The 19891-nt window shown below is 63.8% G+C and carries 14 protein-coding genes and 3 pseudogenes; 7 read left to right on the forward strand and 10 right to left on the reverse strand.

Annotated elements, in window-relative coordinates:
- Window positions 1-3: 3 nt before the first annotated feature.
- The 4 genes and pseudogenes from purH to htpX all read right to left on the reverse strand — a co-directional run.
- Window positions 4-1590: a bifunctional phosphoribosylaminoimidazolecarboxamide formyltransferase/IMP cyclohydrolase gene (gene purH, locus QEZ49_RS13450; RefSeq protein ID WP_280387633.1), complete on the reverse strand. Its 1587-nt coding sequence runs from the start codon at window positions 1588-1590 to the stop codon at window positions 4-6.
- Entirely contained in the window at window positions 1583-3313 is a 1731-nt protein-coding gene (locus QEZ49_RS13455; RefSeq protein WP_280387329.1) for a heparinase II/III family protein, read from the reverse strand. Before QEZ49_RS13455 ends, purH begins: the two co-directional genes overlap by 8 nt.
- A gap of 144 nt (window positions 3314-3457) precedes the next feature.
- Window positions 3458-4801: a transcription antitermination factor NusB gene (locus QEZ49_RS13460; protein ID WP_280387634.1), complete on the reverse strand. Its 1344-nt coding sequence runs from the start codon at window positions 4799-4801 to the stop codon at window positions 3458-3460.
- 396 nt (window positions 4802-5197) lie between these two features.
- A pseudogene (htpX, locus tag QEZ49_RS13465) lies at window positions 5198-6071 on the reverse strand (zinc metalloprotease HtpX); the annotation flags it as partial.
- Window positions 6072-6158: 87 nt separating this feature from the next.
- On the opposite strand from htpX, the gene QEZ49_RS13470 reads away from it, so the two are divergent.
- Entirely contained in the window at window positions 6159-6371 is a 213-nt protein-coding gene (locus tag QEZ49_RS13470) for a DUF1674 domain-containing protein (RefSeq protein WP_280387352.1), read from the forward strand.
- Between the two features lie 226 nt (window positions 6372-6597).
- Window positions 6598-7308, forward strand: coding sequence for an extensin family protein (locus tag QEZ49_RS13475; protein ID WP_280387327.1), 711 nt, complete (start codon window positions 6598-6600; stop codon window positions 7306-7308).
- 160 nt (window positions 7309-7468) lie between these two features.
- Here QEZ49_RS13475 and acs read toward each other — a convergent pair whose 3' ends face one another.
- From acs to tsaD, 6 genes and pseudogenes are all read right to left on the reverse strand, one after another.
- Window positions 7469-9424 carry an acetate--CoA ligase gene (gene acs, locus QEZ49_RS13480; protein WP_173952937.1) on the reverse strand — a complete coding sequence of 652 codons (1956 nt, stop codon included), beginning with the start codon at window positions 9422-9424 and terminating at the stop codon, window positions 7469-7471.
- Window positions 9425-9532: 108 nt separating this feature from the next.
- Entirely contained in the window at window positions 9533-9949 is a 417-nt protein-coding gene (locus tag QEZ49_RS13485) for a DUF1761 domain-containing protein (protein WP_280387324.1), read from the reverse strand.
- A gap of 67 nt (window positions 9950-10016) precedes the next feature.
- Complete coding sequence (locus QEZ49_RS13490) at window positions 10017-10697, reverse strand: methyltransferase (protein ID WP_280387322.1); 681 nt, start codon at window positions 10695-10697, stop codon at window positions 10017-10019.
- 102 nt (window positions 10698-10799) lie between these two features.
- Window positions 10800-11222, reverse strand: a pseudogene (locus QEZ49_RS13495) (EVE domain-containing protein); the annotation flags it as partial.
- A 141-nt stretch (window positions 11223-11363) separates the two neighbouring features.
- Window positions 11364-12358: pseudogene (locus QEZ49_RS13500) on the reverse strand (NAD(P)H-dependent glycerol-3-phosphate dehydrogenase).
- 75 nt (window positions 12359-12433) lie between these two features.
- Window positions 12434-13537 carry a tRNA (adenosine(37)-N6)-threonylcarbamoyltransferase complex transferase subunit TsaD gene (tsaD, locus tag QEZ49_RS13505; RefSeq protein WP_280387635.1) on the reverse strand — a complete coding sequence of 368 codons (1104 nt, stop codon included), beginning with the start codon at window positions 13535-13537 and terminating at the stop codon, window positions 12434-12436.
- 108 nt (window positions 13538-13645) lie between these two features.
- Here tsaD and hemC point away from each other — a divergent pair, with 108 nt between their 5' ends.
- The 5 genes from hemC to QEZ49_RS13530 all read left to right on the forward strand — a co-directional run bounded on the left by hemC (window position 13646) and on the right by QEZ49_RS13530 (window position 19851).
- On the forward strand, window positions 13646-14575 hold the full coding sequence (gene hemC, locus QEZ49_RS13510) for a hydroxymethylbilane synthase (protein ID WP_280387318.1): 930 nt from the start codon (window positions 13646-13648) through the stop codon (window positions 14573-14575).
- A gap of 11 nt (window positions 14576-14586) precedes the next feature.
- The gene (locus QEZ49_RS13515) at window positions 14587-15300 is read left to right on the forward strand and encodes a uroporphyrinogen-III synthase (RefSeq protein ID WP_280387316.1); all 714 of its coding nucleotides are present in this window, start codon (window positions 14587-14589) and stop codon (window positions 15298-15300) included.
- A gap of 94 nt (window positions 15301-15394) precedes the next feature.
- Complete coding sequence (locus QEZ49_RS13520) at window positions 15395-17161, forward strand: hypothetical protein (RefSeq protein WP_280387637.1); 1767 nt, start codon at window positions 15395-15397, stop codon at window positions 17159-17161.
- 15 nt (window positions 17162-17176) lie between these two features.
- Window positions 17177-18844, forward strand: a complete 1668-nt coding sequence (locus QEZ49_RS13525; protein ID WP_280387639.1) for a heme biosynthesis HemY N-terminal domain-containing protein — start codon at window positions 17177-17179, stop codon at window positions 18842-18844.
- Between the two features lie 389 nt (window positions 18845-19233).
- The gene (locus QEZ49_RS13530) at window positions 19234-19851 is read left to right on the forward strand and encodes a response regulator transcription factor (RefSeq protein WP_280387641.1); all 618 of its coding nucleotides are present in this window, start codon (window positions 19234-19236) and stop codon (window positions 19849-19851) included.
- The last annotated feature ends 40 nt before the right edge of the window (window positions 19852-19891 follow it).

Here is a 19891-nt window from a genome sequence, read left to right on the forward strand (position 1 = left end):
TCGTCAGTGCCGGAAGTGGCGCACGCCCGTGAACACCATGGCGAGGCCCTTTTCATCTGCGGCGGCGATCACTTCATCGTCACGCATCGAGCCACCGGGCTGGATCACCGCCGTGGCCCCGGCCTCCGCCGCCGTCAACAAACCATCGGCGAACGGGAAAAATGCATCCGACGCCACCACAGATCCGCGCGTCAGCGGCTCGGTGGCGCCAATGGCAGCGGCCGCATCGGCGGACTTCTGCGCGGCGATACGGGTGGAATCGACGCGGCTCATCTGCCCTGCGCCAATGCCGACCGTGGCGCCGTCCTTAGCGTAGACAATAGCGTTCGACTTCACGTGCTTGGCCACACGGAAAGCAAACAGCAGGTCGGCAAGCTCCTCCGCCGTCGGCGCGCGCTTCGTCACCACCTTCAGATCGGAGGCGCGGATCACGCCACTATCGCGCGACTGCACCAGCAGCCCGCCTGCAAGCGAACGCACCGTGATGCCCGGCGCGCCGGGATCAGGCAGGCCGCCGGTTGTCAGCAGCCGGAGGTTTTTCTTCGCAGCAAAGATCGCCGCTGCTTCCTCGGTCACGCGCGGAGCGATAACAACCTCGGTGAACACTTTCACGATTTCTTCCGCAGCTTCCGCATCAAGCGTTCCATTCAGCGCCACGATGCCACCGAATGCACTCACCGGATCGCAACGCAGCGCCTTGCGATAGGCATCAACAAGGCTTTCACCGCACGCGACACCGCTGGGATTTGCGTGCTTGATGATCGCGACAGCGGGGCGCTCAACGCCAAGCTCGGCAACCAGCTCAAACGCGGCGTCGGTGTCGTTCAGGTTGTTATAGGAGAGCTCCTTGCCCTGATGCTGCACGGCGTTGGCAACACCGGGGCGCGCTTCACCCGTGGCATAGAATGCTGCGTGCTGATGCGGGTTCTCTCCGTAGCGCAGTGGCGAGCGCAAACGGCCGCCCACGGTGCGATAGGCCGGTGTTTCTTCACCCAGCACGCCAGCAAACCAGTTGCTGATCGCAGCATCATAGGCGGCTGTGCGGGCATACGCCTTCGCGGCCAGATGGCGACGCAGTTCCGGCGTCGTTGCTCCGTTATTGGCGCGCATCGCATCCAGCACGGCGGCATAGTCATCGGGTTCGATGACAACTGTCACGCCGGCATGGTTCTTCGCTGCGCCACGGATCAGCGCCGGACCGCCGATGTCGATATTCTCGATGCAGTCGTCGAAATCCGCGCCCTTCGCCACCGTTGCTTCAAACGGATAGAGGTTCACCACCAGCAGATCGATCGGCGCGATGCCATGCTCCGCCACCTGAGCATCGTGGCTGGCGTCACCGCGAATGGCCAGCAAACCGCCGTGCACCATCGGATGCAGCGTCTTCACCCGACCATCCAGCATCTCCGGAAAGCCCGTCACTTCCGAGACGTCCTTCACCGCGAGACCTTCCGCGCGCAGCGCAGAAGCGGTGCCGCCGGTAGAAAGGAGCTCCACGCCCATGCCCGCAAGGGCGCGCGCAAATTCAATCAGGCCACTCTTGTCGGAAACGGAAAGCAGCGCGCGGCGAATAGGCAGGTTTTCAGTCATTCCAGGTCTCTGTTGCTTCGGGCAATCTTTCGACCACCCAACTCACTTCGGTTTCGCCGAACGTCGCGCCGCGCAGAACGATCTGCATTGAAGGGCGCGGAACCGGACTGCCCGCAAAGTGCGAGCTCTCTTCGATACACAGCGTTGCGCCCCGCGCACTGAGGCGCCATAGCTGGCCGTCCGGCAGAGTCACTACGGCCTCGCGCGGTGTTTCACCCAGCTCCAGGCGCACGCCCGGCATCAGGTGGAAGTGGATCGCGAACGGCAGGTCATCCCGCAGCCGCAACTGCCCCTGCACGCCGCTCAAACGATCTACCCCCGTCAGCCGCAAGCCGTCAGTGTCCAAACGCAGCGTCCGCGTATGGACAAGCTCGTGCCGGCGGCAATAGCCATCATGGCTGGCCTGCAGCACGGTCTCGCCTTCGAACTCCTCAACGCGCCAGTCAACCCGGTCGGGATACCGGATCGGCGGCGAGCCCAACAGAGCCTCCAGCTTGCGGTGGGCGATAAGCCGCGCCGACGATCTGTCCGCCAGCGTCAACGTATTATGGCTGGCGGTTGCCCGCGCGGCCGGGCCCCATTCGGCGCCGGAAAGGCAGGGCGCGCCGCTGTTAACGAACAACGGCACGGCGCCCGCACTCATTTCGAAGGAAAGACATCCCGCATGCGCGCTGGACGAAAGCGCCAACTGCGGCGGACCGCCGACATCGGCAAGGATCACCGTGCTGCCCCGCCGCAGACGTGCGTAGCCGGAAGCCCGCGCCTCAATCAGCGGTGGACGCGAGTTGTCGTCATAGGCGGCAACGGTCGCAACAGCGGCAGCAGAAACGCCCGGCGCGCCGTTGAAACGCGCCAACATGCCGTCGCCGAGCCGCAGATAGTGCAGCATCGGCACCATCACATTCAGCGCGCGCTGCAATTGATCCGGCAGCGGACGTTCACGGGCAGTGAAACACTGGCTCAGCGGTAGCAGGTCGAGCAGCAGATCCGCCAACACTGCCGGATTGCGGGTCACATGCCCGCCATCGGCCAATATCTGCCACGCTAATTCAGCGTTGAGATTTGCTTCAACATCACGCGCGTGCCGATCGAAACCGGCGATGGACAGCACCGCGAACGACAACGCGATATCCACCAGCAGGCGCGGATAGCCCATCGGGGCGTCCTTGCGCACTGACGCAAGTGAAGCGAACTGCCTGCGCAGACTTCCGGTTATCGCCGTATAAGTTGAGCGATCGGCATCTTCCAGCAGCAAGTTGGCGTGTGAAAGCCACGAGATGAGCCTGCGCGCGGCCACCTGCGGGTCGGCTGCAACGCCGCGCCGATCGTCGTCAAACCCGTCAATCCATTCCAGCGCGAGACGCCGCGCGGTTGCGCTGGCACCCTCAACGTCGATTGCAGAGAGATTGCGCAACCACCCGAAGCCATGCAGCTCCTGCGCCCAGGCCACGCTCGGCACCGGATCGACCTCAAACGGCGAACGCCCGTTCAACACCGCCACCGAACCGGCCAGCCCAAACTGGCCATAGCCGATCTCGTCCCAGAAACTTGGATCGGCGGTGCGCAGATCCTGCGGAACGATGAGCAGGTGCTCCAGCTCCGGCGTCGGCTCAACCAGCCGGCGCAACGGCATGGTCAGCACGCCAGCCAAGCCAGTACGATGCGCGCCGTGCGCATGCAGCGCCGTTCTGCGCAAACGATCCTTGAGCGTCAGTTCCGCCATGTGAGCCCCGTACCGCCCGCCTGTGACCGGGGGCCACGACGCAGAACTCCTGATTGCCCCTTCGTTCCGACTAACCCCGTCGCGGGGCTAATACAAGGCTGGGAGGCCGCTAGCCTGTGCGCAGCCGCGTCGTCCTGTAACGAATCAGCTCTGGCGCACCAGTCGGGCGGCGTAAAACCCGTCCATTCCGACGAGTTTGTCCTGCTCGCCCGTCGGCAGCTCTGTCGCGTGGCCCGGCGTGAGGCTAGGGGTGTGGAAAGGCAGCGTGCGCAGTTCGCCACGGGCTGTCAGCCATTCGGCCGCAACACCTGATTCGCCCGCCTTGATGGGGGCCAGCCGGAATTGAGCGTTCCGCTCCCGGAAGCGGGCAACCTGACGCTCGCCTTCCTCAGCATCCAGCGAACAGGTGCAATAGAGCAGCATGCCGCCCGGCGCGACCAGCTTGGCCGCCTGATCGAGCAGGCGAGACTGGATCTCGGCCAAGGCCGCAATGTCCTCCAGCCGCTTCAGGCGCAGAATGTCGGGATGGCGCCGGATGGTGCCGGTCGCGGTGCAGGGCACATCAAGCAGCACACCGTCGAAGGTGCGCTCCGGCGCCCACTCGCCAGCATCCGCCGCAACCGTCTCGGCCGACAATCCGAGCCGCGCGAGGTTCTGCTGCAGGCGTTCAATCCGCTGCGGCGACAGATCGAGCGCGGTCACTTCAGCACCGGCGGACACAAGCTGGGCCGTCTTGCCACCCGGGGCGGCGCACAGATCAACGATGCTCTTGCCGCGCACATCGCCCATCAGCTTCGCGGGCAGCGCGGCAGCGGCGTCCTGAACCCACCATGCGCCTTCCGAAAAGCCCGGCATGTCCTCGATGCGTCCACCGGCTGCGAGACGCACCGAACCGGTGGCCAGCACCGTGCCACCGAGCTTTTCGGCCCATGCCTGCGGGTCTGATTTCACGGAAATATCGAGCGGAGCTTCGGCAAGCGAAGCCGCGCCGATCTTACGCGCAGTGTCGGCCCCGTAATTCTCGCGCCACCGCGTCATCAGCCACTGCGGAATATTGAGTGCCACGCCATCAAGCGCGGGCAACGCCTCGGCGCCTTCGCGGCTTACGCGGCGCAACAATGCATTGACCAGCTTGTTAAAATGCGCCGCCTGGCGATCGCGTCGCGCCTGATCAACCGCCAGACCAACGGCCGCGTGCGGCGGCATCTGCAGGAAAAGAAGCTGCGCGGCACCGGCCAGCAATATTGGCCACAGCAGGCTTTTTTGTTTCTGCAACGGCTTTTGCAGATAGCTGTCGAGGATCGCTTCAAGCTCGCCCTGCCGACGCAGAACTGTTGCCGCGATCAAACGCGCCAGGCCGCGGTCGCGCCCCTCCAGCCCATAGTCTTCAAACTGTTTGGCAGCGGCGGCTTCGAACGAGCGCCCCTCATTCAATACCGCAGCGATCACGCGCACCGCCGCTTCACGCGCCGCAAGCCCTGGCGGCAATGGCGCATCCGACTTGTTCGACTTCTGACCCTGCGATGGCTTGCCAGAGCCCTGGCCAGCACCCGGGCCTTTAACGCGAGCAGGCCCTTTCGCAAAACCTTGCGAGCGGGAAGCGGGCCGCGATTTGGATTGAGATCGAGATCCTGACGCGGCCTCTTTAGTCACGTGCGCCTGCCTTGCTGGTTAAATGCTGCGGAATCGCGGGGCCGTTGTCCGACAGGATGCCGGTCGGGACAAGTCGCTAAACCGCAACGGCCAAGATGGCGCAGTTAGCCCCACGGACCGCTATTGCCGCTGCGCCCAGCCTGACGCTGCTGCGAGCCCTGCCGCTGCTGCGACGCATGGCCCAGCGTTGTCATCCGCATAACCCTGACGCCCATCATCGGCATAACGTGGCGCTGAGCCTCCGCCCATACGGCTTGCCTGCTGCTCCAGCGCCGCAATGCGGTTGCCCGTATTGGGATGGGTGGAGAACAGGTTGTCCATACCCCAGCCCTGCAGCGGATTGATGATGAACAGCGACGCCGTTGCCGGGACAGCCTCCGCCTCCTCGTTCGGAATGCGGTGCGCATAGTTCTCGATCTTGCCGAGCGCCGACGCGAGCCACAGCGGCTGACCGCAGATCTCGCCGCCCATACGGTCGGCCACATATTCGCGCGAACGGCTGATCGCCATCTGCACCAGCATTGCCGCCAGCGGCGCAACGATGATCGCCATCAGCGTTCCGACCACGCCCATGATGCCGCCACCGCCTTCACGGTTGCCGCCGCCGAACATGGCGCCGAATTGCATGTACTGGGCCAGCATCGACACCGCGCCGCCAATCGCGGCCGCGATGGTCATCGTCAGCGTGTCGTAATTCTTGATGTGCGCCAGTTCGTGCGCCATCACGCCGGGCGATTTCTTCGCGGCTCATCGCCTGCAGCAAACCGGTCGAAGCACAAACGGCCGCGTTCTGCGGATTGCGACCGGTCGCGAACGCGTTCGGCTGCGCGCTCTCCATGATGTAGACGGCCGGCATCGGCAGTTCGGCCCGACGCGCCAGCTCGCGCACCAGATTGTAGTAATCCGGCGCCGTGCGCTCATCCACCTGGCGCGCGCCATACATGCGCAGCACCATCTTGTCCGAGTTCCAGTAGGTATAAAAGTTCATGCCAAGCGCAAAGATGAAGGCAATGAGCATACCGCCCGTGCCACCGATCAAAGCGCCCATCGCCACAAATATAGCGGTCAGAGCCGCTAGCAGCATGGCCGTCTTGATATGATTCATTCTTGTCGCAGCTCCGCCATAAACACTCGTCGAGATGGTATATGGATAGACAGTTAAGCAACAACCAGTGCTCATGACCGACATGCAATCAAAAACCCGACAGATGGGGCGCAACAGACCGCGCCCGCAAACCGCGTGCTGAGCCCCGCAGCCAAGCGCGCGCTTGCCGAAGCGGAGGAGCGCCGCCGGGCCGCCGACGCCGCCGCCCAGGAGCGCGCCAAGGAAATTGGCGGGCGCGAAGGGCCCGATCCGGCCCGCTATGGCGATTGGGAAAAAGGCGGCATTGCTTCGGACTTCTGATCCGACGACTGACTGCCATTCTATTCCGCGCCGTCCCCATGACGGTTCTCGCCGCACGCGCGCGGCGCTCGCTGTGCGCCCGAAACACCGCGCTGCCGTGCTTCAAAGCGGAACGGGCTTTCACCTTTTCTTAAGAGTTGAATAGCCCCATAAAAGCCGATCGCCTGCGCGTCGCCCGATGCGCATCCGGCATTCGCCACTGCAGCGGCACCACCTAAGGACACACATGCGCCGAACGGGCCGAAACATTCTGCGCGCAATCCTGCTGTTGCTGCTGATACTCGCGGGCGCCGCTGTTTTCCGCTTCGGCCTCATCCCGGAGCGCTTTCTGCCGTTCCCCGCCATTACGCTGGATGATCCGCCCTTGATCTTCGTCGACACGCGCATCGCCGCCCTGCGCAGCGATCCCGACATGTGCCGCGCCATCCTGCAGCCGCCGCAGATCAACGCGCAGGCCATCGCGGACAACGTGCGGGCCAACGGCTGCGGCTGGACCGATGCGGTGCGCGTTTCCAAAGTGAGCGGCGCCGAAATCGGCCTTAGCGCGTTGACCTGCGAAACCGCCGTCGCGCTGGCGCTGTGGATGGAGCATAGCGTGCAGCCGTTGGCGATGGAGATGTTCGGCAGCCGTGTCGTCTGGGTGCAGGACATGGGCACTTATAACTGCCGCAACATCATCGGCAACAAACGCTGGCTGAAAATGCGCAGCCAGCATTCCTATGCCAACGCCGTCGATATCGGCGCGTTCCGGCTGGAGAACGGCAAGCAGATGAGCATCACGCGCGACTACCGCGCCAACACGCCGGAGGGCCGCTTCCTGCGCGAAGCGCACATGCGCGCATGCCCGTATTTCCGCGTCGCCATCGGGCCTGAGTTCAACGAAGCGCATCATGATCATCTGCATCTCGATCGCGGCCTGCTGCGCAGCTGCAAATAGCATCGCGCTCGGCGGCCGGCGGCGCGAAGCGCAGTCGCCAGCCCTCACTAAAATGCACCGGCGGCCGGCGCCCCGGAGGGGTGTCGCCGGCGCCAAACAAAAAGGGCGCCCACATGGAGCGCCCTTTTCAATTCATGCAGCAACAAAGGCCTCGCAGAACTCAGCTCGCAGCGTCGCGGCGGTTCTTGCGGTTGTCGATCAAATCCTGCACCACGGCCGGATCGGCCAGCGTTGAAATATCGCCAAGGTTCGAGAACTCGTCCTCCGCGATCTTGCGCAGGATGCGGCGCATGATCTTGCCCGAACGGGTCTTCGGCAGGCCCGGCGCGAACTGGATCAGATCCGGCGACGCGATCGGGCCGATCTCCGTACGCACGTGCTTGATGAGATCCTTCGACAGCGCATCGCTCCACTCTTCACCCGCGATCAGCGTGATGTAGCAGTAGATGCCCTGGCCCTTCACGTTGTGCGGATAGCCGACAACCGCGGCCTCAGCCACCAGAGGATGCGAGACCAGCGCACTTTCCACTTCCGCCGTACCCAGACGATGGCCGGACACGTTGATCACGTCATCGACGCGGCCAGTGATCCAGTAATATCCGTCTTCGTCGCGACGGCAGCCATCTCCGGTGAAGTAGGTGCCGGGGTAGGTCGAGAAATAGGTCTGCACGAAGCGCTCGTGATCGCCGTAGATCGTGCGCGCCTGCGACGGCCAGCTATCCAGAATAACGAGGTTGCCGCTGGTCGCGCCTTCCAGGATCACGCCCTTCTCATCAACCAGCGCCGGCTGCACGCCGAACAGCGGCCGCGTGGCCGAGCCCGGCTTCAGATCCGTTGCACCCGGCAACGGCGAAATGAGAATGCCGCCGGTTTCGGTCTGCCACCACGTATCAACAATCGGGCAACGCTGCTCCCCGACAACGTTATAATACCATTCCCATGCTTCCGGATTGATCGGCTCGCCGACGCTGCCAAGCAGCCGCAGCGATGAGCGATCGCTACCTTTCACGAAGTCGTCGCCAGCGCCCATCAGCGCACGGATTGCCGTCGGCGCGGTGTAGAAGATGTTGACCTTCCACTTGTCCACGACATCCCAGAAGCGCGACATGGTCGGATAGTTCGGCACGCCTTCGAACATCACCGACGTGGCGCCGTTCGCGAGCGGTCCATAAACGATGTAGCTGTGGCCAGTGACCCAGCCCACGTCGGCCGTGCACCAGTAGACATCACCGTCGTGATAATCGAACACGTACTGGTGCGACATCGACGCGAACACCAGATAGCCGCCGGTCGTATGCACCACGCCTTTCGGCTTGCCGGTTGAACCAGACGTATAAAGAATGAACAGCGGATCTTCCGCGCGCATTTCCTCCGGCGGACACTCAGCCGAAACCTTGCTCTGTTCCTCATGCAGCCACAGATCACGGCCTGCATTCCAGGCAACAGGGCGGCCGGTGCGGCGAACAACCAGCACCTTCTCATCACCCTTGCCGCACTTGGCCAACGCGTCGTCGGTGTTCTTCTTCAGCGGCACATACTTGCCGCCACGCACGCCTTCGTCGGCGGTGATGATGAACTTGGACTCTGCGTCCTCGATGCGTCCGGCGAGGCTGTCCGGAGAAAAGCCACCGAACACGATCGAATGCACCGCGCCGATACGCGCGCACGCTAGCATCGCATAGGCCGCTTCCGGGATCATCGGCAGGTAGATCGTAACCCGATCCCCCTTCTTGACGCCGTGCGACTTCATCACGTTGGCGAGCTTGCACACGCGCTCGTGCAGCTGGCGATAGGTGATCTCTTCGTCGTCGGTGGGCTCATCGCCCTCCCAGATGATCGCGACCTGATCGCCGCGAGTTTCGAGGTGGCGGTCGGTACAGTTGGCGGACACGTTCAGCGTGCCGTCCTCAAACCACTTGATCGAAACATTCTGCAGATCGAACGAGGTGTTCTTCACCTTCGTATAGGGCTTGATCCAGTCGATACGGCGTCCGACCTCGCCCCAGAACCCGTCGGGGTCGGAGACGGAGCGGGCGTAAAGCTCGTGATAGGCTTTCTCGTCAATGAAGGCGCCCTCGCGCCATTCACCCGGTACTGGGTAAAGGTTCCCCGACATCGGCATTTCTCCCGCGAAAGTATTCGTAATTGGACGCATTATGACGGCGGCGAGCATGGTCCGCAAATTGGCACTTCGGCGAAGCTGTCTGGTCGCATCTGGCCAATATCAGGGACCGAATGCGCCAAGAATAGCACCCTGCAGCAGTAAAACGCCCAGCCAATGACCTCCGTCAATGACAGTCAGGGCCGTTTTTGCATCGCGGAATCTGTTGTTGGTGCCAATCGTTGTGATCACAAAGCCCAGCCACAGAAACGCGCCGGTGATCAGGCCGTTGGCAACGGTCAGCTCTATTTTGGTGTGGCGCAGCACGCCGGAAAACACGCACGCCATCACCAGTAGGCTGATGAAACTGATGACAAAAGGCATGGGGCTGGGGCTTTGCGACTGCACTTCCGTGCGCTTCCAGCCGATGGCCCGCCGCCATGCCTCGCCGAACAGAAGCCCATACCAGACCCAGCCGAACATGAAGGCCGCAACCGCCGCCGAAACGATCGCGATGAGGTTCATTCCCGCAAAAGTCATGGCAGCTCCCCTGGAAATCAGAACTTGAAGGTAGCAGACCGCCTGCGCCCCGTCGCCCGATCCCCGGTTAGCCAAGCCGCCAAACAGCAGAATTCTTTATTTCTGCGTCTTCAAGCTCGCGCGTCACCGGCACCCGATAGTCCGCCGCGCACTCAAAGCGGCCTTTGGGGAAATAGTTGCGCTGCGGATCACCGATAAGCACCAGCGCACCATTGGCAACCGCCGCCTCGATGTAGCGCGTCACGCGTTCCGCCAGCGCGCGCTCATAGAACAGGTCGCCCACCAGGATCAGATCGAAACCCTGCGGAGCTCCGGCAAGCAGATCCTCGGCGGTTGTGCTCACCTTCACATCATTAAGGGCCGCGTTCAGCTCCGTCGCCGCCAGCGCAAACCGGTCGATGTCGGCGGCCAGTACGCTTATCGCGCCAGCCTTCATCGCCGCTATCGCAGTCAAACCGGAACCAGCCCCCAGATCCAGCACATGCCGACCGGCCACCAGATGCGGATTATCCAGCATGTAGCGCGCCAGCGCCTGCCCGCCCGCCCAGGCAAATGCCCAGTACGGCGGCGGCACGTTCATCTCGCCCAGTTCTTCTTCGGTTTTCTGCCAGATCGGCACCGACTCTTCGGCCAGGTGCAGCAGGATTTCAGGCACCAGAGGCGGCGCCAGGCATCGCGTATTCTCCGCGATGAAAGCCCTGACGGCTTCACCATTGTTGGGATCAAGCCGTCCGGACACCTTCGTCATTTATTTTGCTTTCCTGGCAGGTCGCTTTGCAGCGCCGCTCTTTGCGACTTCCTTGGCGGAGCCAGCAGGCTTCTGACCGCCGCCGCCGGACGCCTTGATTTCCGCCGGCTTCAAGCCGCCCATACGGCAGACTTCCGCCCATTCCGCCGCCGAAACCGGCTGCACAGAAAGGCGCGAATTGTTCACCAGCACCATTTCAGCAAGCTTGGAGTTGTCCTTTATGGCGGCCAGCGGCACCGGATTGGGCATGTCCGCAACGGCGCGCACATCCACGCATTCCCACTTGCCGGTGTCGTCAGAAGCGTCGGGATGGGCGAGCGCCGCAATCTCCATCACGCCTACAACGGCCTTGCCGATGTTGGAGTGATAGAAGAACGCCAGATCGCCTATCTGCATCGCCTTCATGAAGTTGCGCGCCTGAAAGCTGCGTACGCCATCCCAGGCTTCACCGCCTTTGCCGCGCGATTTCAGATCGTCCCACGAGAAGCAATCCGGCTCGGACTTCATAAGCCAGTAGGAAGGCATAAGCCGCACCTCCGCTAAATTATTCTGTCATCGGGGCGTCGCCCAAGGGCGCGGCACTGTCAAGCGCCGAGGCTGCGGGCTGGCCGTTTCATCAACACACAGAATCGCTTGCAGCCTCGGCGCACAGCGCCGCGATAGCGCTCAGTCCTCGGCCTTCAACGGCCGCTGCATAAGCTGGCCGATCACATCGCGCACGCTCGCACGCCCTTCAACCACATCGCAAACGGCGGCGCAGATCGGCATATCGACGTCATTCGCTTCAGCCAGCCCGCGCACGGCCGTAGCGGTGTAGACGCCCTCGGTCACCGCAAGCCTGCCCGCTAGCACCTTGTCGATCGCCTCCCCTGGCCCAGCGCCCGCCCTAACGACATGTTGCGCGACTGCGGACTGCCGCACGTGAGGATCAGATCGCCCAGACCGGAAAGCCCGTTCAGGGTTTCAGTCCGCGCACCCAGCGCTTTGCCGAGGCGGCGCATTTCAGCAAAACCGCGCGTCACCAGCGCCGCGTGCGCGCTGGCACCAAGCCCCTGACCGTCCACGATGCCCGCGGCAATCGCCAGCACGTTTTTCAGCGCGCCGCCTAACTCGACGCCCACCATGTCGCTCGACCAGTAGAGACGGAATTTCGCGCTGCCCAGCCGCTCCGCCACCTCCTGCCCGATAGCCTCGTCGGCGCACGCCAGTGTCAGCGCGGCGGGCAACCCGCGCGCTACGTCGGCCGCGAAGCTCGGACCGGAAAGCACCAACGGCGTTACGTGCGGCAGCTCCTCCGCCAGCACATCGCCCATCATCTTGCCGCTGGCCTGCTCGATGCCCTTGGAGCACATTACGACGGGCTGAGCATTCCGCAGCAACGGTCGCAGGTCGCGCGCAACGCGGCGCACATGCTGAGCAGGCACCACCAGCAAAACCGCATCACATGCGGCGGCCGCACCCAGATCACCGGTTGCAACAATGCCGGCATCAAGCGTAACGCCCGGCAAAAAGGTCTCGTTTTCGTGGCGCGCGTTGATAGCGGCAACGACATCGTCTTCCCGTGCCCACAGCGTGACCTTGCGCCCTGCGAACGCCATCGCCTGCGCCAGAGCCGTGCCCCAGGCGCCACCGCCGATAATGCCGACGCTATCGATCTTCACCGCAAGCTCCTGAAGCAGGTCCGCACACGCAACTGCGAGGCCACTATAGCCTGCGAACACGACGCCTTCACCCGTTCACGCCTTTACCCCAGCACCGATAGCAGGCGCAGCGTTGGCATCAAGTGGCCAGCGCGGACGCACTGGTGCGTCGAGCGGATCAACCATCCCGCGCGCCAGACGCTCCGCCCCGGCCCACGCGATCATGGCCGCGTTGTCACCGCACAGATTGGCGGGCGGAACATGGAACGAAAACCCGCGCGCTTGCGCCAGTTCAGCAAGCGAAGCACGCAGGCGCTGATTGGCAGCCACACCGCCCGCAACCACAAACCGCAACGGCACATCAGAGCCCAACCGCGCCGCCGCGATTTCCACCGCCCGCGCACACCGATCCGATACCGATTCCACCACCGCCTGCTCGAACGCAGCGGAGATATCGGCGACGTCCTGATCCGACAGCGGCGCAAGTTTTTCAGCCGCGCGGCGCACCGCCGTTTTCAAGCCGGCGAATGAAAAGTGCGGCTCCGGCCGCCCGGCCATCGGGCGCGGCAGCTTGAACCGGCTGCCATCGCCTTTAAGCGCCATCCGCTCCACCGCCGGACCGCCCGGCAGGCCGAGACCGAGCAGCTTGGCCGTCTTGTCGAAGGCTTCGCCCAGCGCGTCGTCAATCGTCGTGCCGAGGCGTTCGTAATCGCCGACGCCGCGCACGATCAAAAGTTGCGTATGCCCACCGGAAACCAGCAGCAGCAGATACGGCGGCGCAATGCCTTCGGTCAGCCCCACCGTCAGTGCGTGCGCTTCCAGATGGTGCACCGAGATGAATGGAATGCCCCGCGCCATAGCAATCGCCTTGCCGGTGATTGCACCCACGATCAGGCCACCGATCAGCCCCGGACCGGTTGTGGCTGCCACGGCGGAAAGATCGTCCAGTCCAACATTCGCCCCGTTGAGCGCTTCCCGCACCAGCACATCGAGACATTCAACATGCGCGCGGGCAGCGATTTCCGGCACCACGCCGCCGAACGGACGGTGCTGCTCCCACTGGCTGCGCACGATGCTGGAAAGAATGCGCCCCTCGCCCGAGGGCTCGCGCACGACGACAGCCGCCGCTGTCTCATCGCAGCTTGTTTCCAGACCCAGAACGATGCTGGGCCGATTTCCCTGGTGCTGTTCGTTCGCCATGGCGGCTGGGGCAATCCCGCGTTTGCGTTCCCCGGTTCCGGGGGGCATAGATGGCGGCACATCGGCGCCGCTTCTGTCGCCCGTCGCCTACCATCCGGAGAGAACGGCTTGCAAGTTAGCAAAATCCGCATCGGAACCCGAGGCTCGCCGCTGGCGCTCGCGCAGGCCCATGAAGTGGCGCGCAAACTCGGCGCCGCCCATGGCCTGAAGCCGGATCAGTGCGAAATCGTCGTCATCAAGACAACGGGCGACCGCGTGACGGATCGTCCGCTGATCGAGGTCGGCGGCAAGGGTTTGTTCACCAAGGAGCTTGAAGAGGCGCTGTTCGCTAAGGAGATCGATCTGGCCGTCCATTCGATGAAGGATATGCCGGCGGTGCTGCCCGAAGGCCTCGTCATCTCGACCATCCTGGAGCGCGAAGACCCGCGCGATGCCTTCGTCAGCCTGAAATTCAACTCGCTCGATGACCTGCCGGAAGGTGGGCTTATCGGCACCTCATCGCCACGCCGTGCGGCCCAGGCACTGCGCGCGCGACCCGACCTGAAAGTGGTCGATTTTCGCGGCAACGTGCAGACGCGCCTGCGCAAACTGGAAGAAGGCGTGGCCGACGCCACTTTCCTCGCCTGCGCTGGCCTCAATCGCCTCGGGCTTTCGCAGCATATAACCGCCGCCATGGAAGCCGACGTGATGCTGCCCGCGGTCGCGCAGGGCGCTATCGGCATCGAGATCCGCGCCGATGATGACGCGACGGCCCGCCTGCTCGCGCCGCTGAACCACGAGCCCACCGCAACCTGTGTTGCCGCCGAGCGCGCCTACCTGACCCAGCTCGAAGGCTCATGCCGCACGCCGATCGCCGGACATGCCGATTTCATCGCCGATGGCATGATACGCCTGCGCGCCGAGATCCTTTCCACCGATGGCAAGCGCATCAGCGCCGTCGATCATATGGGTGGGGCCGCGCTGGCTGAATCCATCGGCCGCGATGCCGCCGCCCAGGTGCTCGATCAGGCCGGGCCGGATTTCTTCACGGTCGCCTGATGCACATTCTGGTGACACGCCCCAAACCCGACGCGGCGGCACTCACGGCGCAGCTTGAGGCGCTCGGGCATCGGGTGTCGGCCGATCCGTTGTTGCAGATCACGCCGTTGCCGATCGCCGCCGATGCGCTGGACGGTGCCAAAGGCCTTGTCGTCACCAGCCGCAATGGTCTGCGGGCGCTGGCGCAAAGCCCGGCCTTATCAGCAGCGCTTTCCCTGCCGCTGATCGCGGTCGGCCCTGCAACGGCCCGCCATGCCGAGGAAATCGGCTTTAAAAACATAACGGTAGGTGAAGGCACCGCGCTCAGCATCCTGCCCCTCATCGAGCAGATGGCCCGCACAACAGGTGGACCGCTGACCCACGTTCGCGGAGAGGTGGTCGCCTTCGATCTGGCCGGAGCGCTGGCCGCACGCGGCGTCGAGCTATCGCCCGTCATCGCCTATCGCTCTGATCCGGCAAAGGAATTGCTTCCGACCACGCGGGATTTGCTATCCGCCGGCGCAATCGATGCCGTGATCTTGATGTCGCCGCGAACCGGAGCGACCTTTGCGCGGTTAGCTAAGGATGGTGGCGTCGAGGAAGGCACGCGCAGGGCCGTTATGGCCTGCATTTCGTCGGCCGTCGCCGCCGCGCTGGAGCCGCTGGCTCCCCTGCGGGTTGAAGTTGCTCAAACACCTGATGTTCCCGCCCTGCTGACAGTCATTAGCCGGGTGGAAACGCTCTAGTCAGGACTGTAGGGTAGCGTCTGACCCGCGTGCTACAGCTCCACCCCAAAATCGGGCGTGCGCTTGATCGGTCCGCTGCGAGGTACTTGCACACATGACTGCGAACAAAAACGGGCCCGGCAAGCAGCCGGCAGGTTCAGCGTCTCAGCAGGGCAACCGCCCTCACGCTACGCTTGATCTCAAGGCGCAGGACGTCACGCCGCCCGAGACGGCGAAGGACAAGGACGCGCCGAAGGACGCTGCGGCTGCATCAGCCAAGCCCGGCGAAACCGCCGCGACCGGTAAAACGGAAGCTGGCGCCGCTGCCGCTTCCGCCGCAACATCCGCATCGGGCGCAGCCGCAAAGACTGACGCCAGTTCTGCCGACAAGGCCGCCAAGACAGGCGATGCTTCCAAGGCAACAGCCGCGGCGGGCAACGGCCCCAAGGATGCGCCAGCTCCACGCGCCCGCCGCGGTGGCATTGGCAGCTTCATTTCCCACATCGCCGCTGGCGTTGCGGGCGGCGCCGTCGCGCTGTTCGCCGGCGACCAGATCGCCAATCACCTCGGCGTCGATCTCAACCGGCAGCAATCGCAGGCTTTGAGCGCGCTTGAACAGCGCCTTGGTGCGGTTGAGACAAGCCAGTCGCAGAACGCCGTCAATCCGGAACTCGCCACGCGCCTCGCCGCCGCTGAGGCCAAGCTCGGCCAGGTTGAACAACTCAACGCCAACATCGAAGGCGTAACGCGCAAGCAGGCTGATCTGAGCACCGCTGTCGGCAACATCAGCGACAAGGTACTGGCACAGGGATCGGATTCGGATGCTGGCAAGCGCATCGGCAAGCTGGAAGACCAGCTTGCACTGATGTCCACCGCCGCCGCCAACGATCCGAACGCTGGCCAGCTTCCGCAGCTCGCCGCGCTGACCGGCAAGCTTGCTGATCTGGAAGCTACGCTCGGCAATCAGCTCGACGCGCTGCGCAAGAACCTGACCCAGCAGATCGACACGCGCCTCACCGCCGCCGCCGAGGTTGCCGAAGCCGCACGCTCCGGCACCCAGCGCATCGATCGCGAACTTTCGACCATCAAGGCCGAGAACGCCGAGATCGTCACCGGCGTGTCGTCGCTGAAATCGGAAGACGACCGCGTTGCGGCCGCTATCCGCTCGACCCAGGAAGAGATCAAGCGCCTTAAGACCGAGATCGACACGCGCCTCACCGACTTTGCCAAGTCGGATGAAGTCTCGACCGCCGTGAACCCGATCACGAGCCGCCTCGCAGCACTGCACAAGGACGTGCAAACCGTTCTGCAGAGCGAAGGCGCGCGTAAATCGACCGCCGAACGCATCGTGCTGTCGTTGGAGCTCGCCAACCTGAAGCGCGCCATCTACTCCGGCAACTCGTTCGCGCCTGAGCTGGAAGAAACCTCCAAGATCGCAGGCAACATCGTTGATCTGTCACCGCTGAAACCGTTCGCACTGGATGGCGTTGAAACCACCGCTGAGCTGCGCGACGCCTTCAAGCCGGTGGCCTACAAGATCATCGACGCTGAGGATCACAACGCCGAAGCCTCGATCGTCGATCGCTTGCTTGCTGGCGCCAAATCCGTCGTGCGCGTGCGCCGCACCGACCACGCACCGGAAGACAAGAGCATCGAGGCAATCGTTGCCCGCATGGAAGTTGCGCTTGAGGAAGACCGCCTCGCCGACGTTCTGAAGGAAGCCAAGACGCTGCCCGCTCCAGCGCAGGATGCTGCGGCCGACTTCCTCAAGAAGGTGGAAGCCCGCAACACCGTCGAGCACGCTCTTGCGTCCGTTGAAACCCAGCTCAAGTCATCGCTGGCTGCCGCTCCGGCACCGGCCGACGACAATACCGCTCAGTAAAAGTCAGGTCTCGGCATGCTGCGTCTCATAGCATTCCTCATCGGAATTGCACTCATCGCAACCGGGCTTGCATGGCTCGCCGATCGCCCTGGAGAGCTGGTGCTCTACTGGCAGGGCTATCGCGTTGAAACCAGCGTCTTCCGGGCGGCGGTGATCTTCGTGGCGCTCGTTGCGTCCGCGCTGTTCATCTGGTCGATCCTGCGCAACGTCTGGCACAGCCCGGCAACCGTCGGTAACGTGCTCAACAAGCGCCGCCAGAAGCTGGGCATCGATGCGTTGTCCAGCGGCATGATCGCACTCGGTGCTGGCGATAAAGCCGCTGCCATGCGTTCCGCCATTCAGGCACGTAAATCGCTGCCCAACGAACCGCTGACGCATCTGTTGCGTGCACAGGCGGCGCAGCTTTCCGGCGACCGCACCACAGCGCGACGCATCTTTGAAGCCATGCTCGCCGCTCCCGATACCGAGCAGCTTGGCCTGCGCGGACTGTTCCTTGAAGCTCAGCGCGAAGGCGAACGCGAAGCCGCGCTGCATTTCGCCGAACGCGCCGTGGCGCTGAACCCCAAACTTGCCTGGGCGGTGGACGCGCTGTTTGACATCCAGTGCCGCGATGGCGATTGGGATGGTGCTCTCGAAACGCTGGCCATTGCCCGCAAGAACGGTCACGTCGACCGTGCGCAGGCTGATCGTCGCCGCGCCGTGCTGCTGACAGCACAGGCCCAGGCCGCCGAAACCAGCGATCCGGAACGCTCGCTCAATCTGGCAACCGAGGCCCATACCCTGGCACCCGATCTCGTACCTGCCGCCGCAATCGCCGGGCGCCTGCTCGCCTCGCGTGGCAACACCGGTCGCGCCGCCAAGATTATCCAGCGCACATGGTCGCGCGCACCGCATCCTGACCTTGCCACCGCCTATGCCTATGCCCGCATCGGCGACAGCCCGCGCGACCGGCTGGAGCGTATACGCCAGCTTGCAGCGCTCAGCCCCAACTCGCTGGAAAGCCCGATTGCGGTTGCGACTGCAGCCATCGAGGCGCGCCAGTTCGACACCGCGCGCGATGCACTTGAGCCGCTAATCCCCGAGCGCATGACACAGCGCGTCGCCACGCTGATGGCGCGCATCGAGGGCGAACAGCACGCCGACAAGGGCCGCATCCGTGAATGGCTCGCGCGCGCTGTCCATGCCGAACGCGATCCTGTGTGGACCGCCGACGGTTTCATCGCCGAACGCTGGATTCCGGTTTCGCCGGTGTCGGGTGCTCTCGACGCGTTCCAGTGGCGCGTGCCGGTTGAAGCCATGGACAAGGGCGAGCGCGAGCTGATCGCCAGCAAACTCGATGAGCTGATGGCGCTCGGCGTGCGCCCCGCCGATGAACAGTCGGAGCCCGATGAACCGCGCAAGGATGAAAAGCCCGCAGTGTCGTCGGCTGCATCATCCAGCAAATGGGACAAGTCCGACGCCGTAACCGTCAAGCCCACCGGCACCTCCGGCAGCGGCACACGCAACGGGGAATCGGCAACGGCAAGCACAACCGCTCAGGCGTCGCAGCGCTCCGGTGCGCAGGGCGCAAAGGCACAAGCGCCAAAGGGCGGCGATTACTCGCGTTCACGCGCCCCGGATGATCCGGGACCAGACGCTGACGACCACGACGCTTCAGGCCCGCTGCGCCCGCAAAGCGCCTGACCGGAAGCCTGATCCGCCGGACACGCCGATGCCGTCCATAACAACTAGAGCTCGATCGCTTTTCAGCATTGCGATACGGGCTCTAGTTTCCGGATTGGAACGGGTGCTGACACCTGACCCGCATTGGCCCCGGCAATCACGGCTGGTGGCCGTCGCACTTTAGCTACCTCTGATTTCAGCGCGCATCGCATCACGTCGCTTCCACCAGCGGGCGTCGACGCACCGACTCGTCCCGCACAGATTGCGCGGACGATTGCGGCCAAGGCCGCCCATCTTTGATCGCCCTAAGCCACCGCCCGGAACCTTAGACTACTGGCCTTGATTTCCCGGATCAGGCAGGACTTAATGTCAATGCTACCTGCCCCTGGGTTCCATGAAAGATCCATCCGGTGAAGGTTCTGATCGTTGACGATCATCCAATCGTCTTGGCGGGGTGCCGGGCACTACTCAGCCATGCCGAAGATATGCAAATGCTGGAAGCGCGCGACGCGGGAACGTCCCTTGCGCTTTTCCTCGACGAGCAGCCCGACGTTGCAGTCATCGACATCAATCTCCCCGACGTATCCGGCTTCGAGCTCGTGCGTCGGCTGCTGGCCCGTTGTCCGTCGGCGCGCATCCTGATGTTCAGCGTCAACGACGACTCCGCGTTCGCTGCCCAGGCCATCGAATGCGGCGCGCGCGGCTATTTCTGCAAGAACGACGAGCCGGAAGCCTTCATCAACGCAATCCGCACCGTTTATCGCGGCGGGCACGCGCTTGCTCCGGATCTGGCGCAGCAAATCGCATTCCTGCGCGTCGGTACCAGCGACACCGGCGCAGCATTGAGTGCGCGTGAGCGGGAAGTTCTGCGCCTTCTCGCCAAGGGCAAGAGCATGTCGGAGATCGCCGCGCTCATCAACGTTTCGTACAAGACCGTTGCAATGACATGCGCTGCCCTGCGCAACAGGTTCAGCGCGCGCACGCCGATGCAACTCATCCGCATTGCGGTCGAACAGAAAATCGTTTGAACGGGCAGATCTGCGCGCGGCCGGGCTGCATCAAGGCCAG

It is taken from the genome of Hyphomicrobium sp. D-2, assembly GCF_029872155.1.
In the GTDB taxonomy this organism is placed as follows: domain Bacteria; phylum Pseudomonadota; class Alphaproteobacteria; order Rhizobiales; family Hyphomicrobiaceae; genus Hyphomicrobium_A.

Coding starts and splice junctions, on each gene's coding strand:
- QEZ49_RS13525 (WP_280387639.1), top strand. CDS start 17,177: ATGCTGCGTCTCATAGCATTCCTCATCGGAATTGCACTCATCGCAACC.
- QEZ49_RS13485 (WP_280387324.1), bottom strand. CDS start 9,949: ATGACTTTTGCGGGAATGAACCTCATCGCGATCGTTTCGGCGGCGGTT.
- QEZ49_RS13520 (WP_280387637.1), top strand. CDS start 15,395: ATGACTGCGAACAAAAACGGGCCCGGCAAGCAGCCGGCAGGTTCAGCG.
- tsaD (WP_280387635.1), bottom strand. CDS start 13,537: ATGGCGAACGAACAGCACCAGGGAAATCGGCCCAGCATCGTTCTGGGT.
- QEZ49_RS13490 (WP_280387322.1), bottom strand. CDS start 10,697: ATGACGAAGGTGTCCGGACGGCTTGATCCCAACAATGGTGAAGCCGTC.
- purH (WP_280387633.1), bottom strand. CDS start 1,590: ATGACTGAAAACCTGCCTATTCGCCGCGCGCTGCTTTCCGTTTCCGAC.
- QEZ49_RS13475 (WP_280387327.1), top strand. CDS start 6,598: ATGCGCCGAACGGGCCGAAACATTCTGCGCGCAATCCTGCTGTTGCTG.
- acs (WP_173952937.1), bottom strand. CDS start 9,424: ATGTCGGGGAACCTTTACCCAGTACCGGGTGAATGGCGCGAGGGCGCC.
- QEZ49_RS13455 (WP_280387329.1), bottom strand. CDS start 3,313: ATGGCGGAACTGACGCTCAAGGATCGTTTGCGCAGAACGGCGCTGCAT.